This window comes from Streptomyces sp. H27-D2, from assembly GCF_035828615.1.
In the GTDB taxonomy this organism is placed as follows: Bacteria; Actinomycetota; Actinomycetes; order Streptomycetales; family Streptomycetaceae; genus Streptomyces.
This window is the reverse complement of record NZ_JAYMZR010000139.1, coordinates 1-13,809: the sequence shown is the minus strand read 5'-3', so window position 1 is coordinate 13,809 and position 13,809 is coordinate 1. Positions and strand designations below refer to the sequence as shown.

The window sequence follows — 13,809 nt, the reverse complement described above, 5'->3', positions numbered from 1 at the left end:
GCGCTCGCCTCGATGCGCGGACCGCCGCCCAGCACTCCGCCGCCCACCCACAGAGCTGCGCCCGCCCCGAAGCCGAGCGTGAAGCCGAGCCCAAAGCCCAGCCCCCGGGTGCCGGCCCATCAGGCGTACCAGGCGCCGGCCCGCGTGAAGCCCTCCGGCGGACCCTCGTTGATCTCTCTGACTCTGCTGATCGTGGCCCCGGCGGTACTCGCCGCCGCCGCGCTCAAGCCCCGCGGGCACTCCGCGGCGAGCGGGTCCCGGTCCTCGTAACAGGAGGTTTCCATGTCGGAATGGCTTGTGCTGACCATCGCGATGATCGCGGCCTGTGCGGTCGTCCTGACCATCACGGTCCTCCAGCAGCGACGGCTGGGCGACGACGACGATCCCTCGGAGACACCCGACGTCATCGAGTACATGACGATGATGATCGGCGTGGTCTACGCGATCGTCCTCGGCCTGGCCATCGCGGGAGTCTGGGAGGCGCGCAGCGGGGCACAGGACGAGGCGCGCCACGAGGCCCAGGCGCTGCACGAAGTGAGCGCCCGCTCCGAGGTCTGGCCGGCGGCCACCCACGAGCGTATTCAGCGGGACGTCGACGCTTATGTGCGCCATGTGGTCACCAAGGAGTGGGCCGTCATGATCGACAAGGGCGGGCTCAGCGACCGCGGCACTGATCTGCTGGACAAGGTCCGCCGCGATGTGAGCGACTACGTGCCCCGTAACGACCATGAGAACCAGGCGTACCAGCCCATGGTCGACCAGGTCGCCGCCGCGGACGACGCCCGTAACGCCCGCGGGGAGAATTCCGGGCCGACGATGCCGGGCGTGGTCTGGTTCGGGCTCATCATCGGCGGACTGGTCACCGTCGGCATGATCTTCATGCTCCAGATCCGCCGCTCGGCGCGGGAGTTGCTGCTCGCGGGGCTGTTCAGCGCGCTGATCGCGTTTCTGCTGTTCCTGATCTGGGATCTGGACGCGCCGTTCGGCCGCGACGTCGCGGATTCGACCGGCGCGTTCCTGTCCCTCTTTCCCGGCGCGGACAGCGGGTGACAGCGAACGGCGCATCCCGCTGCGGCTCCCTCAGCGCCCCGGCCGGAGGGACACCGCGCCCGCCCTGGGCCGCCAGCGGACGGGGAGGTGCTTGAGGCCGTTCTGGAAGTTGGAGGTGAGCCGTACGGGGTCGCCGGCCGCTTCCAGCCCCGGCAGCCGGTCGAGTACGCAGCGCAGCATCGCGCGCATCTGGGTACGGGCGAGGTGCGCGCCCAGGCAGAAGTGCGGACCGAAGCCGAAGCTGACGTGGTCGTTCGGGGAGCGGGTGACGTCGAAGCGGTCCGGGTCGGCGAAGACCGTCTCGTCCCGGTTGGCCGAGGCGTGGTAGACGACGACTTTTTCGCCCCGGCGGATCCGCCGGCCGCCCAGTTCGACGTCGCGGGTGGCCGTACGGCGGAAGTTCATCACCGGCGGCCAGTAGCGGAGCATCTCCTCCACCGCCGGGGCCACCGACTCCGGCCGCTCGCGCAGCAGGGCGTACTGCTCGGGGTGCGCGAGCAGGGTGTGCAGGCCGCCGGGGATCGAGTTGCGCAGCGTTTCGTTCCCCGCGACGGCGAAGAGGAAGAACATGTTCTCGAACTCCTCACGGCTGAGTCCGCCCTCGCGCAGGTGCGCCATGACGCTGCCGGGACGGGGCTGGTCCGCCAGCGCGTGGGCGTACGCGAACATGTCGGCCAGCGCCTCACGGGAGCGCGGGTTGGCGGGGCTGCCGTCGGGGCGGGTCGCGGCTGCCGGGCGCTGCGCGAGGGCCGCGCGGCCCATCGGGCTGAGGTCCGCCGCTTCGGCGGTGCTCAGCCGCGCGTATTCGGCGTCCTGGTAGCCGATGACCCGGCTGGACCAGTCGAAGAGCAGCAGTCGGTCGCTCTCCGGGACGCCCATGACATGGGCGAGCGTCCATACCGGCAGATCGGCGGCGACCTCGACGAAGTCGGCCTCGCCGCGCTCCGCGACGGCGTCGATCAGCGCCGCCGCCCGCGCCTCGATGACCGACTCCAGCTCCCGCACGACGCGCGGGGTGAGGGCGGCGGCCACTGCCCGCCGGACCCGGGAGTGTCCCGGCGGGTCCTGGTTCAGCATCATCGCGCGGACGAACGCGAGGTCCGCGTCGGTGTCCGGGTCGCGGATCTGGGTGGCGCCCAGGTGCGAGGAGAAGAGGTCGGGGCTGCGCAGGACGTGCTTGACGTCCGCGTGCCGGAAGACCGCCCAGTAGCCGGGCCCGGCGGGCCAAGGCCCCACCGCGGGCTCGTCGGCCCAGCACACCGGCCGGGTCGCGCGCAGCTCGCGGAACAGGGCGTACGGCACCCCCGCCGCGTAGGTGCGCGGCTCGAAGACCTCGGCGGGGCAGTCGGCGGGACGGACGGCGGGGATCTCGGCGGCGCTCACACCGCCGACCGTACGACGCGCTCTGGTGAGCCGGTCAAGAGCACGCCACACTGGCCCGGTGACGCTCACCGTGGACGAGGCGAACAAGCTGCTGGCCGACCATTTCGCGCCGTGGGTCCAGGACCTCGGCCTGACCGTGTCCGCGACCGGAGAGCGGCACGCCGTGCTGCGGCTGCCCTGGTCGGACCGGCTCGCGCGGGAGGGCGGGGCCCTGTCGGGGCAGGCCCTGATGGCCGCCGCCGACACCGCCACCGTCATCGCCGTCTCCGCGGCACGCGGCGGCTACGGCCCGATGACCACCGTGCAGCAGTCCACGAGCTTCCAGCGCGCGGTGCTGGCGGCGGACGTCGTCATCGACGCGCGGGTCACCAAGCTCGGGCGTACGCTGGCATTTGTCGACATCACGCTGACGGCCGACGGCGACGCCGAGCCGTCCGCGCGTGCCAGCACGGTCTACGCCTTCCCGGCCGACCGAACGACCGGATGACCGAACGACCGGACACCACAGGACACCACAGGACACCACCGGACACGACCGGACACGACCGAATGGCCGGACACGACCGAATGATCGGAGCCGCACCCCCTCCGCCTCGCTTCCCTCGGCCCGCGCCCGCTCAGGCCATGCCTTCGCAGCCTGCCTCGTCCTCGGACGCCGGGCCGGGACCCGGCGCGTGACACGGCTCGCGGCAGTGGATCAAAGTGACGCTCCGGTCCTCTTGAGAACGCCGGTTGCGACGGGTTAGGTAGGACGGCGGCAACTCGGACGAGGTCAAGCCGGGTTGGACAGCGGATGTCGATAGGAGGTGCCGGTCGTGGTCCACAGCCGGCGACGCAATCACCCTTCGGGGATCACCGAGGCAGAGGTGACCGCTCAGGTGCGGGGCATCTGCTTCAAGACCGGTCCGCCGAAGCGGCTCGGAGTCGAAGTCGAATGGATCGTGCACGACCTCGAAGACCCCACCCGCCCCGTCGACCCCGGCCGGCTGAGCGCCGCCGTCGACGCGCTGCGCCTCCTCCCACTGCGCTCCGCGGTCACCATGGAGCCGGGCGGGCAGCTCGAACTCAGCTCGCCGCCCGTCGATTCGCTCACCGCCTGCGTGGAGTCCACCGCCGCGGACCTCCGGCTCGTCCGCCCGGAGCTGCGCGCGCGGGGGCTCGCGCTCGCCGGGCACGGCCACGACCCGTGGCGACCGCACCGCCGCGTGCTGACCGAGCCCCGCTACCGCGCCATGGAGGCCGCGTTCGACCGCACCGGTCCGCATGGGCGCGCCATGATGTGCCGCACCGCCTCCGTCCAGGTGTGCCTGGACGCCGGGCACGAGGAGCCGGGACCGCTCGGCTACGGCCGCCGCTGGCGGCTCGCGCATCTGCTGGGCGCGGTGCTGGTCGCGGCCTTCGCCAACTCGCCGATGTGCGAAGGCCGGCCGACCGGCTGGCGCTCGACCCGGCAGGCCGCCTGGGCCGGGATCGACCCGGGCCGCTCGCTCGCCCCGCCCGACGGCCCCGACCCGCGCAGCGCGTGGGCCGCGTACGTCCTCGACGCGCCGGTGCTGTGCATCCGCAGCGACGACGACGCCCCCTGGACCGTGCCCGAGGGGCTCAGCTTCCGCCGCTGGATCCGCGGCGGCACGCCCCGGCCGCCGACCGCGGACGATCTCGCATACCACCTCACCACCCTCTTCCCGCCGGTGCGCCCGCGCGGCCACCTGGAACTGCGCATGATCGACGCGCAGCCCGGCGACGACGGCTGGATGGTCCCGCTCGCCGTCACCACCGCGCTCTTCGACGACGCGGCCGCCGCCGAGACGGCCTACCGGACCGTCAAGTCGCTGGCGGAAAGCGCCGGTCCGGCTCCCGCGCCGCGCAATCCGCTGTGGCACAGCGCCGCCCACGACGGCCTCGGCGACCCTGAGCTGCACGCCGCCGCCGTCATCTGCTTCGCCGCCGCCCGCGAAGCGCTGCCCCGGCTCGGCGCGTCCGCCGCGCTCACCGATCTCGTCACCGACTTCACCGACCGCTACGTCGCCCGCGGCCGATGTCCGGCCGACGACCTGCTCGACTCCGCCCCGTGGAAGGAGATCCACGCATGACCGCCTCCGACAGCCCCGCGACCGAGGACGCCGAGTCGCTCCGTCGGCGCGCCGTCGAGGCGCTCACCAGCGCCCGCGAGCGCACCGGCGTGCTCACCGGCTGTGTGGACGACCCCGATCTCACCGCCCAGCACTCCCCGCTGATGTCGCCGCTGGTGTGGGACCTCACCCACATCGGCAACCAGGAGGAGCAGTGGCTGCTGCGCACCGTCGGCGGCCGGGAGCCGCTGCGGCCCGACATCGACTCGGTCTACGACGCCTTCGAGCACCCCCGCGCGAGCCGCACCTCGCTCCCGCTGCTGCCTCCCGACGAGGCCCGCGGCTATCTCGCGGAGGTACGCGGCCGGGTGCTCGACGTACTGGAGCGCGCCCCGCTGCGCGGCGGCCCGCTGCTGGAGACCGGCTTCGCCTTCGGGATGATCGCCCAGCACGAGCAGCAGCACGACGAGACCATGCTCATCACCCACCAGCTGCGCTCGGGACCCGCCGTGCTCACCGCGCCCGCGCCGCCGCCCGCCCCGGCGGACGCGGCGCTGCTGCCGGCCGAAGTGCGGGTGCCCGGCGGCCCGTTCGGCATGGGGACGTCCGCCGAGCCATGGTCCCTGGACAACGAGCGCCCCGCCCATCACCGCTTCGTGCCCTCCTACTTCATCGACACCGTCCCGGTCAGCAACGCCGCGTACCAGGACTTCATCGAGGACGGCGGCTACCACGAGCCCCGCTGGTGGGCCCCCGATGGCTGGGCGCAGATACGCGAACACGACGTGCGGGCACCGCTGTTCTGGCGGCGGGACGAGGGCGGCCGGCGCTGGCTGCGTCGCCGATTCGGGCTGCTGGAGCCCGTACCGCCGCAGGAGCCGGTGCTGCATGTGAGCTGGTACGAAGCCGACGCCTACGCCCGCTGGGCCGGGCGGCGGCTGCCCACCGAGGCCGAGTGGGAGAAGGCGGCCCGGCACGACCCGGCGAGCGACCGCTCCCGGCGCTACCCGTGGGGCGACGAGGACCCCACCCCGGCGCACGCCAACCTCGGCCAGCGCCACCTTCAGCCGGCCCCGGTCGGCAGCTACCCGGAGGGCGCTTCGCCTTTGGGCGTACGGCAGTTGATGGGTGATGTGTGGGAGTGGACGGCAAGCGACTTCCTGCCCTACCCCGGCTTCGCCGCCTTCCCGTACCGCGAGTACTCCGAGGTCTTCTTCGGCGACGCGCACAAGGTGCTGCGCGGCGGCTCCTTCGCGGTGGGCCAGGTCGCCTGCCGGGGCACCTTCCGCAACTGGGACCTGCCGGTCCGCCGGCAGATCTTCTCCGGGTTCCGCACCGCGCGCGACGCGAGCCCCGACTCCAGCTACTCCCCGGAGGCCTTCTGATGTGCCGTCACCTGGCCTACCTCGGGCCCGAGGTGCCCATCGGCGAGATCATCATGGAGCCGCAGCACGGGCTCTACCGGCAGTCCTGGGCACCCCGGCGGCAGCGGTACGGAACGGTCAACGCCGACGGCTTCGGCATCGGCTGGTACGCGCCCGGCGACCCGACGCCCGCCCGTTACCGCAGGGGCGGCCCGCTGTGGGGCGACCCCTCGGCCGCCGACCTGGCCCGGGTCGTGCGCACCGGGGCGCTGCTGGCGGCGGTGCGCGACGCGACCGAGGGCAGCGCCGACGCCGAGGCCGCGTCGGCCCCCTTCGCCGCCGGCCCCTGGCTGTTCAGCCACAACGGCGCGGTCAAGGGCTGGCCCGGCGTGGTCGGCCCGCTCGCGGCCGGGCTGCCCGCCGCGGAGCTGCTGAGCCTGGAGGCCCGCTGCGACTCCGCGCTGGTCTGGGCGCTCGTCCTGCACCGGCTGCGCGCGGGCGACGAGCTCGGCCAGGCGCTCGCCGACACCGTGACCGACGTGGCCGCTCTCTCCCCCGCCTCGCGGCTCAATCTGCTGCTCACCGACGGCGATACGGTCACCGCGACCGCCTGGGGCGACACCCTCTGGTATCTCGCCGAGCCGGGCCGCCGCACCGTCGTCGCCTCGGAGCCGTACGACGACGATCCGCACTGGACCGAGGTCCCCGACCGCACGCTGCTCGCCGCCACCCGCGACGATGTACTGCTCACCCCCCTCAAGGAGCCCTGTCTGTGAGCCCGTTCGAAGTCACCCGCACGCTGCCCGCCGACGCCACCACCGCCGCACTGCGCGCCGATGTGCTGGCCGGGCTGACCAGCGAGCCCAAAGCGCTGCCGCCCAAGTGGTTCTACGACGCGCGGGGCAGTGAGCTCTTCGAGCGGATCACCCAGCTGCCGGAGTACTACCCGACGCGCGCCGAGGCCGAGATCCTCCGCGACCGCGCCGCCGACATCGCCGCCGCGAGCGGTGCCCGCACCCTCGTCGAGCTGGGCTCCGGCTCGTCCGAGAAGACCCGCCATCTGCTGCGGGCGCTGCCCGAACTGGCCTGCTACGTCCCGGTGGACGTCAGCGAGAGCGCCCTCGCCCAGGCCGGCGAAGCCCTGCTGGCCGAACATCCGGAGCTGCGCGTTCACGCCCTGGTCGCCGACTTCACGGCCCCGCTGGACCTCCCGGACACCCCGGGCCCCCGCCTGTTCGTCTTCCTCGGCGGCACCATCGGCAATCTGCTGCCCGCCGAGCGGACCGCCTTCCTCAAGGCCGTACGGGGCCGCCTGGAGCCCGGCGACGCGCTGCTGATCGGCACCGACCTGGTCAAGGACGAGGCCACCCTGGTCGCCGCCTACGATGACGCGCAGGGCGTCACGGCGGCCTTCAACAAGAACGTACTCGCCGTCATGAACCGGGAGTTGGGCGCGGACTTCGACCCCGACGAGTTCGACCACATCGCCCGCTGGGTCCCGGACGGCGAGTGGATCGAGATGCGCCTGCGGGCCAGGACCGACCTCACCGTCAAGATCCCGGCGCTCGACCTCGCGGTCACCTTCGCGGCCGGCGAGGAGATGCGGACCGAGGTGTCCACGAAGTTCCGCCACGAGACCGTACGGGACGAACTGGCAGCGGTGGACCTCGATTTGAAGGAATGGTGGACGGACGCGGCGGGGCGCTTCGCGCTGTCGCTGTCGGCGGCTGTGTGAGTCGCTCCGGAACAAGCCGGATGTGAGGACACGACGGCGGACGCCGGGCGGAGGACCCGCGCGGCGTCCGCTGTCGCAGCCAGTTCAGCGCCCCCGCCGGAGAGGTCAGGTACGGCCCTGCCGTCCCTGCGCGTCGCTCAGCGTCTCCGACGGATTCGCCCAACGCGCTCTGACGACCCGGAAGCCCGCCCGCTCGCACTCCACGCAGACCAGCTCGTCGTCGTCGACCATCATCCGCACCGCGCGTTCGCGCGAGATCCGGCGCAGGATCTCCAGCTTCGTCCGCCGGGCCGGCCGGCGGTCGTCGTTCGGACGCATCCACAACCGGCCTTGCGGCAAGCCGTGTTGTTCAAGCCAGGCCACCGTGTCGCGGCGGCAGCGCTCGGGGCGGCCGGTCAGATAGACGACCTCGCACTCCTCGGTGCTCCGCAGCGCCAGCGCCACGCCCTCCGCGAGCGGTGGGTCCTCGGCTGCCGCCGCGAAGAACCGGTCCCAGTCCCTGGGGCTGCGCTCCAGGAAGCGCTGCCGGTGTCCGGAGTCGGCGAGCGTCCCGTCCAGGTCGAAGACAGCCAGCGGACGGGGCTCGTGGGACGGGGTGGCTAGGGGGCGGGGTGATCTGTTCATGGCGGCCCAGCGTAGGCGGCCGGGGCGGATGCCCCGCCGTCAGGTGGGGTGGTGCGGGCCATCGACGGGTTCGCAAGTGCGTTACGGGTGCGGGGCGTCGACGGCGATGCCCGCCGACGGGGCGGAGCCACCCTCACCGCAGCCCCGCCGCCCTGCCCTGGAGGTAGCGCCGTTCGGGGATGCTCATCGTGCGGGCGGCGGCCGTGCGGGCCGCGTCCTTCTCGCCCGCCATCTCCAGCAGGTGCCCGCGCACCGCGTCGAGCCGGTGATGCCCCGTCATGCGGTGGTCGGCGTCCAGCGTTTCGAGAAGTGCGCGGCCCGCGCGCGGGCCGCGCACCATCGCCAGGGCCACGGCGTGGTTGAGCGTGACCATCGGATTGGGCGTCATACGCGCGAGCAGCGAGTAGAGCGCGAGGATCTCAGGCCAGTCGGTGTCGTCGGCCGACGCCGCCTCGTCGTGGATCGCGGCGATGGCCGCCTGAAGCTGGTACGGACCGACGGCCGTACGGGACAGCGCGTCGGAGAGGAGCGAGACGCCCTCGGCGACGGCCTCCTGGTTCCATCTGCTCCGGTCCTGCTCGGCGAGCGGGACCAGGCCGCCGTCCGGAGTGCTGCGGGCCGGCCGGCGGGCGTCGGTGAGCAGCATCAGGGCGAGCAGCCCGGCCACCTCGCCGTCGTCCGGCAGCAGGCGGCGGACCTCGCGGGTGAGCCTGATCGCCTCGCCGGACAACTCGGCGCGTTGCAGGCTACTGCCGGAGGTGGCCGTGTAGCCCTCGTTGAAGATCAGGTAGAGCACCTGCAACACGGTCCGGAGGCGCTGGGCGCGCTCCGGCCCCACCGGCTGCCGGAAGTGGCCGCCGGCGGCCTTGACCCGCTGCTTGGCCCGGCTGATGCGCCGGGCCATCGTCGGCTCGGGGACGAGGAAGGCCCTGGCGATCTCCGCCGTGCTCAGGCCGCCCACGGCGCGCAGGGTGAGCGCGAGCCGGGAGGCCGGGGGGAGATCGGGGTGCGCGCAGAGGAACAGCAGCGTGAGGGTGTCGTCCTCGGACGGCGCGCGCGCCTCGCCGGGGGCGGGCGTCCGGAACGCGTCGCGCGGGGTCATCGCGGCGGCCGTCTCCTCGCGCCGCCGCCGCCGCGCCTCCTCGCTGCGCAGCAGGTCGGTGAGCCGGCGGGAGGCCACCGTGATCAGCCATCCGCGCGGGTTGTCCGGCGTGCCCTGCCCGGGCCACTGCACCGCCGCGGCGAGCAGCGCCTCCTGGACCGCGTCCTCGGCGGTGTCGAAGTGCCCGTAGCGGCGTACGAGCGCGCCGAGGACCTGCGGCGCCAGTCGGCGCAGCAGGTCCTCGTCCCCCGTTCGGGTGCTCACATCTCGATCCCGGCGCCATCCGGGATCGGCCGGACGACCACCGGGTAGTTCGGGGCGCCTTCGGGCTGCGGACAGCCGTAGACACGCGCGGCGATCTCGGTCGCCCGCTCGATGCTCTCGCAGTCGAGGACCCAGTACCCGGCGAGGACCTCCTTGGTCTCCCCGTACGACCCGTCCGAGATCACCGGCACGCCGTCGTCCTTCGCGGTGACGAGCCGGGCCTGCGAGGGCTCGGACAGTCCCTGCCCGTCGACCATTTCGCCGGACGCGGTGAGGTCCTCGTTCACCGACCGCATGAAGGCGAACATCGCCGCCGTGTCCTTGTCGGTCCACGCGGGGCCGTGAGTGCCGTCGCCGCCCATCGCGTCGTAGTCGGACTGCTTGCCGAAGATCATCAGCATGTACTTCATGATCTGACTCCTCCTGGTCGCGTTCTGGTCGCGGCGCCCGCTGTGGGCGTCTGTCACAGGAGACGTCGGAGCGGAGAGTGCAACGTTGGCGAGGGCGAGATTGCCCGGGAGGTCGACCGCGAGCTGCGCGACGGGGCCGGCGGGGAAGGTGGCGGCCTCCAGTTCGCCGGCGACGCCGGCGTGCCGGCCGATGAGCGGACGGCCGGTGCGCGCCGGACCGGAGTTGGGGATCTTGCGGAAGATCCGCTGCCGCAGAGCCACCGCGCCGAACCGGTCGCCGTGGTCGAGCAGCATCTCGGCTCTGCGGAGGAAGAGGTAGCCGGGGTCCGAGAGCGCGAAGTGGAAGCGCCGGACGACGTTCGTCTGGATCTCGGCGTTGAAGTACATCAGCGTGTTGCGCGCGACCAGCAGGTCGACCCGGGAGATCGGCGCCTCGGTGATGAGGTCGTTCCGCCCGAAGATCGCCTTGCGGCGCAGCTCCCGGTGGAAGAGGAAGTCGGGGCCCGAGGGCTCGAAGTACGTCTTGCGCAGTTCCTCCGGCACGGCCTGCACCTGACGCTCGGTGCAGACGCCCGCGCGGGCCTGCCGGAGCGCGTCCTCGTCCAGGTCCGTCGCGTAGGTCTTGACCCGCTCGCGGAACTGCGCCAGGCCCGACTCCTCGGTGAGGAGCATCGCGAGGGCAAATCCGCGGGTGTCGCGCAGCAGCACAAGGAGGTCATCGAGCTCATGGTCAACTTCATCCATATTCGCAGTGCTTCAAGGCTGCTCCGCGACCTTCGCCGCGGCCCGGCGCGGGCGCGCCGGGCGTGTACGCCACCACGGGCCTGTTGCGCCCCCGTGCCGCCTCCCGCGCCGTCACCGATGGCGGGGGCACCGCAGGTGCGGGACGTCGCGGGCGCGGAGCCGCGGCGACATCCGCGACAGTACCGACATCGCCGGCCATCGGCCGGGTCGATTCATCGGCCACGGACTTGAGCGGCTAGTGTCCTCGCCGTGGTGGACAAAGCATCCGCGCCTTTCGAGCGCGGTACGGACGGCCCGAAAGTCATCGTGGCCGGAGTGGACGGCTCCGACTCCTCGTGGCGGGCGGCGGCGTACGCCGCGGGCCTGGCCCGCCGGCAGAACGCCCTGCTCGCGATCGTGTACGTACAGCCCGTCCTCGCCGCCGGCGCCGCGCTGGGCGCCCCGGTGGCGGAGACCACCACCGAGGTCGCCGAGGGTCTGATCGCCGAGGTCCGCGCCTCGGTCGAGCGGATGCGCGGGATATACGAGGTGCGCTGGGAGTTCCACACTTTCCGCGGCGACCCCTACAGCGGTCTGGTCACGGCCGCCGACGAGCTCAAAGCCGACGCGGTGGTGGTCGGCGCGTCCGAGCAGGCCGGCCACCGCATCGTGGGGTCGGTGGCGATCCGGCTGGTCAAGGCCGGGCGCTGGCCGGTCACGGTTGTGCCGTAGGCGGTGGCCGTAGGCGGTGGCCGTAGGCGGTGGCCGGAGCCCGTACGCCCCGGTGATCCCCGAACGGACGCGGGTCCGCCCGGAGGGCCGGGGCGCGGCGTTCGGTCAGTAGCGCAGGGCGTACGAGGCCCGCTTGCGCAGCGACTTGGAGCGCTGGGCCGCGTGGAAGCGGGCGTCGGTCTCCAGCACCTCGGTGGCCGCGCGCACCCGCTCCCGCGCGATGGCGACGGCGTCGTCGAGCGGCATCACGAGCGGCAGGTCGAAGATCTCCACGATCCGCCGCACCCGCTCGGAGACCGTGCCGCCCACCACGTGGTACGGAATCTCCATCTCCTCCAGGGTCTGGATGAGCAGTTCGTCGGACATCTTACGGAACGGCTCGGACACCGGCCGGTGGCCGTCGGCCTTCATCTCGAACTCCACCGGCAGATGCACATACGCGTCGTAGATCCGCTTGGCGCGCGCCTTGGTGATCTCCCCGTACGCGTGCATGTACTGCTGGTAGAAGCGCTTGACGGGCAGGCCGGCGGCGCTCTTGAGCGTCCGCAGGAAGAAGTTCGCGCCCGGGTTGATCCCCACCCGCATCCGGGCCTCGCCGTAGATCCACTCGTGGATCACCGAGCCGTCGGAGACGAATGAGCCGGGCAGCGCCTCATTGTGGATCCGCTCCTCCAGCCGTCGCAGCCCGAGCGTCATGAGCTCAGCCGCCGTCAGCTCCTGCACCGTCTTGCCCGGGACGAGGTCCAGCAGGATCTCGCGGGAGGTCATCGCGTGGGTGCGCGGGATACCGGTCGCGACGGAGACCGCTTCGGTGGTGGTGCTCTTGCCGCTGGAGTAGGTGCCGGAGATGGCGAGATGGATCACGCGTTCGCCTGCCGGCGGCGCGCTGCCGTTCGTCGAGTCCCCCATGGGGTGTCCCCTTGTCTCTGTCGCTTCGTCTGTTCGGTCTGTCTCTGTGGCGTTGTCTGTTCGATCTGTCTCTGTGGCTCGGGCTGTTCGGGCTGTTCCTGGTCGCTGCTCGGTGGTCATCAGCCGCCCAGGCCCAGGCCGCCGCTGACCGGCAGCACCGCTCCGGTGACGTAGCGGCCCGACTCGCCCGCCAGGTAGCGCACCGCTTCGGCGACGTCCTCCACCGTTCCGGGGCGTCGCATCGGGGTGATGCGCATCAGCTCCTCCCGGCGGCGCTCGGTGATCCGGCGGCCCATGTCCGTCTCGATCAGGCCGGGGGCCACCAGGTTGACGGTGATCCCCCGGTCGCCCAGCTCCCAGGCGAGCGAACGGGCGAGCCCGAGCAGCCCCGCCTTGGAGGCCGCGTAGTTGGTCTGGCCCGGCGCGCCGTAGGCGTAGGTCATCGAGGAGATGAGGATGATCCGGCCCCAGCGGGCGCGGACCATGCCGCGGATCGCGCGCCGCACCGTGCGGAACGTCCCGTTGAGGTTGGTGTCCACCACGTCCAGGAAGTCCTTCTCGTCCATCCGGAGCAGCAGGGTGTCGCGAGTGATCCCGGCGTTGGCGACGAGCACCTGCACCGGCCCCTGTTCGGCCTCGACCATCTCGAAGGCGGCGTCGACACTCGACGCGTCGGTCATCTCGGCGTGTACCGCGAAGAGCCCCTCGGGCGGCTCGCCGCCGCGGTAGGTCACCGCGACGGCGTCGCCGTCCTCCCGCAGGCTCCGCGCCACCGCGAGCCCGATGCCCCGGTTGCCGCCGGTGACCAGTACGGAGCGGGCCATCAGTCGGCCCTCCCCGGGCGGGCCGGTCTGGCGCCCGCCCGTGAGAGGTACGACAGGGCGGTGGCCGCGATGCGCGAGCCGAGCTCGTCCCGGCTGGGCAGCTCGGGGAAGGGCAGCTCGGGTAAGGGCTCCGTCGTGGTGCGGCCGGCCCCGGCCTCAAGCGCGGGCTCAACCGCACCGGCCGCGCCCTCTGCGGTCACCCGTACCGCGTTCGCCCGAGCCACAGCAGCCCGAACCGCGGTCTCCCGAGCCGCACCCTGTCCTGCCGGTCCTGTCAGTCCTGTCAGTCCTGCCGGCCGAGCGGTGGCCCGGCCCGTGTCCCGGTTCATAGCTCCGCCTCCCGTCCCCACTCCCGCCGGCCGGCCGGACCGAGGCCCGTCGGGTCGGGCGAACCCGTGGGCCCCGGAACCGCGCCGCCGCACCCGGCGGACGCCTGGCACAGCACATGGCCCCGCGCGAAGACGTGCCCCGCCACCGCGGACAGCCGTCCGGAGGTGAGCACGCCCGGCAGCAGCCGCCGCGCGAAGCGCACCCGTGGTCCGTCGCGGCGCGGCTGGTCCTCGTCGAGGAGCAGCGGTGGCAACAGGGCGACCGGGGTGCGCGCCAGCGTCCGGTCG

At 72.9% G+C, this 13,809-nt stretch carries 14 protein-coding genes and 2 pseudogenes; 7 read left to right on the top strand and 9 right to left on the bottom strand.

Annotated features, from left to right (window positions below):
• Positions 1 to 282: 282 nt before the first annotated feature.
• Positions 283 to 1,050, top strand: a complete 768-nt coding sequence (locus QMK28_RS31725) for a bestrophin-like domain (RefSeq protein ID WP_326443153.1) — start codon at positions 283 to 285, stop codon at positions 1,048 to 1,050.
• Between the two features lie 30 nt (positions 1,051 to 1,080).
• Here the strand turns inward: QMK28_RS31725 and QMK28_RS31720 are convergent, their stop codons facing one another.
• A complete protein-coding gene (locus QMK28_RS31720; RefSeq protein WP_326443152.1) occupies positions 1,081 to 2,433 on the bottom strand; it encodes a cytochrome P450 in 1,353 nt (450 codons plus the stop codon).
• A gap of 58 nt (positions 2,434 to 2,491) precedes the next feature.
• On the opposite strand from QMK28_RS31720, the gene QMK28_RS31715 reads away from it, so the two are divergent.
• The 5 genes from QMK28_RS31715 to egtD all read left to right on the top strand — a co-directional run bounded on the left by QMK28_RS31715 (position 2,492) and on the right by egtD (position 7,604).
• Entirely contained in the window at positions 2,492 to 2,920 is a 429-nt protein-coding gene (locus tag QMK28_RS31715; protein ID WP_326443151.1) for a PaaI family thioesterase, read from the top strand.
• Between the two features lie 379 nt (positions 2,921 to 3,299).
• The gene (gene egtA, locus QMK28_RS31710) at positions 3,300 to 4,526 is read left to right on the top strand and encodes an ergothioneine biosynthesis glutamate--cysteine ligase EgtA (RefSeq protein ID WP_326443150.1); all 1,227 of its coding nucleotides are present in this window, start codon (positions 3,300 to 3,302) and stop codon (positions 4,524 to 4,526) included.
• The gene (gene egtB / locus QMK28_RS31705; protein ID WP_326443149.1) at positions 4,523 to 5,890 is read left to right on the top strand and encodes an ergothioneine biosynthesis protein EgtB; all 1,368 of its coding nucleotides are present in this window, start codon (positions 4,523 to 4,525) and stop codon (positions 5,888 to 5,890) included. Before egtA ends, egtB begins: the two co-directional genes overlap by 4 nt.
• On the top strand, positions 5,890 to 6,645 hold the full coding sequence (gene egtC / locus QMK28_RS31700) for an ergothioneine biosynthesis protein EgtC (RefSeq protein WP_326443148.1): 756 nt from the start codon (positions 5,890 to 5,892) through the stop codon (positions 6,643 to 6,645). Before egtB ends, egtC begins: the two co-directional genes overlap by 1 nt.
• Positions 6,642 to 7,604 (top strand): L-histidine N(alpha)-methyltransferase, encoded by a 963-nt coding sequence (egtD, locus tag QMK28_RS31695; RefSeq protein WP_326443147.1) that lies wholly within the window; start codon positions 6,642 to 6,644, stop codon positions 7,602 to 7,604. The genes egtC and egtD overlap by 4 nt, the downstream gene beginning before the upstream one ends.
• A gap of 105 nt (positions 7,605 to 7,709) precedes the next feature.
• Here egtD and QMK28_RS31690 read toward each other — a convergent pair whose 3' ends face one another.
• The 4 genes and pseudogenes from QMK28_RS31690 to QMK28_RS31675 form a co-directional block, all read right to left on the bottom strand.
• Positions 7,710 to 8,228, bottom strand: coding sequence for a phosphatase domain-containing protein (locus QMK28_RS31690; RefSeq protein ID WP_326443146.1), 519 nt, complete (start codon positions 8,226 to 8,228; stop codon positions 7,710 to 7,712).
• 133 nt (positions 8,229 to 8,361) lie between these two features.
• The gene (locus QMK28_RS31685) at positions 8,362 to 9,594 is read right to left on the bottom strand and encodes an RNA polymerase sigma factor (protein ID WP_326443145.1); all 1,233 of its coding nucleotides are present in this window, start codon (positions 9,592 to 9,594) and stop codon (positions 8,362 to 8,364) included.
• On the bottom strand, positions 9,591 to 10,004 hold the full coding sequence (locus QMK28_RS31680) for a YciI family protein (protein ID WP_326443154.1): 414 nt from the start codon (positions 10,002 to 10,004) through the stop codon (positions 9,591 to 9,593). Before QMK28_RS31680 ends, QMK28_RS31685 begins: the two co-directional genes overlap by 4 nt.
• Positions 10,005 to 10,265: 261 nt before the next feature.
• Positions 10,266 to 10,676 (bottom strand): annotated as a pseudogene (locus QMK28_RS31675) (CheR family methyltransferase); the annotation flags it as partial.
• 321 nt (positions 10,677 to 10,997) lie between these two features.
• Here QMK28_RS31675 and QMK28_RS31670 point away from each other — a divergent pair.
• Positions 10,998 to 11,459, top strand: a complete 462-nt coding sequence (locus QMK28_RS31670) for a universal stress protein (RefSeq protein WP_326443144.1) — start codon at positions 10,998 to 11,000, stop codon at positions 11,457 to 11,459.
• Positions 11,460 to 11,564: 105 nt separating this feature from the next.
• Here QMK28_RS31670 and QMK28_RS31665 read toward each other — a convergent pair whose 3' ends face one another.
• The 4 genes and pseudogenes from QMK28_RS31665 to QMK28_RS31650 form a co-directional block, all read right to left on the bottom strand.
• Complete coding sequence (locus QMK28_RS31665; RefSeq protein ID WP_326443143.1) at positions 11,565 to 12,368, bottom strand: AAA family ATPase; 804 nt, start codon at positions 12,366 to 12,368, stop codon at positions 11,565 to 11,567.
• A gap of 119 nt (positions 12,369 to 12,487) precedes the next feature.
• A complete protein-coding gene (gene fabG, locus QMK28_RS31660; protein ID WP_326443142.1) occupies positions 12,488 to 13,192 on the bottom strand; it encodes a 3-oxoacyl-ACP reductase FabG in 705 nt (234 codons plus the stop codon).
• Entirely contained in the window at positions 13,192 to 13,392 is a 201-nt protein-coding gene (locus tag QMK28_RS31655; protein WP_326443141.1) for a hypothetical protein, read from the bottom strand. The genes fabG and QMK28_RS31655 overlap by 1 nt, the downstream gene beginning before the upstream one ends.
• A 125-nt stretch (positions 13,393 to 13,517) precedes the next feature.
• Positions 13,518 to 13,809: pseudogene (locus QMK28_RS31650) on the bottom strand (hypothetical protein); the annotation flags it as partial.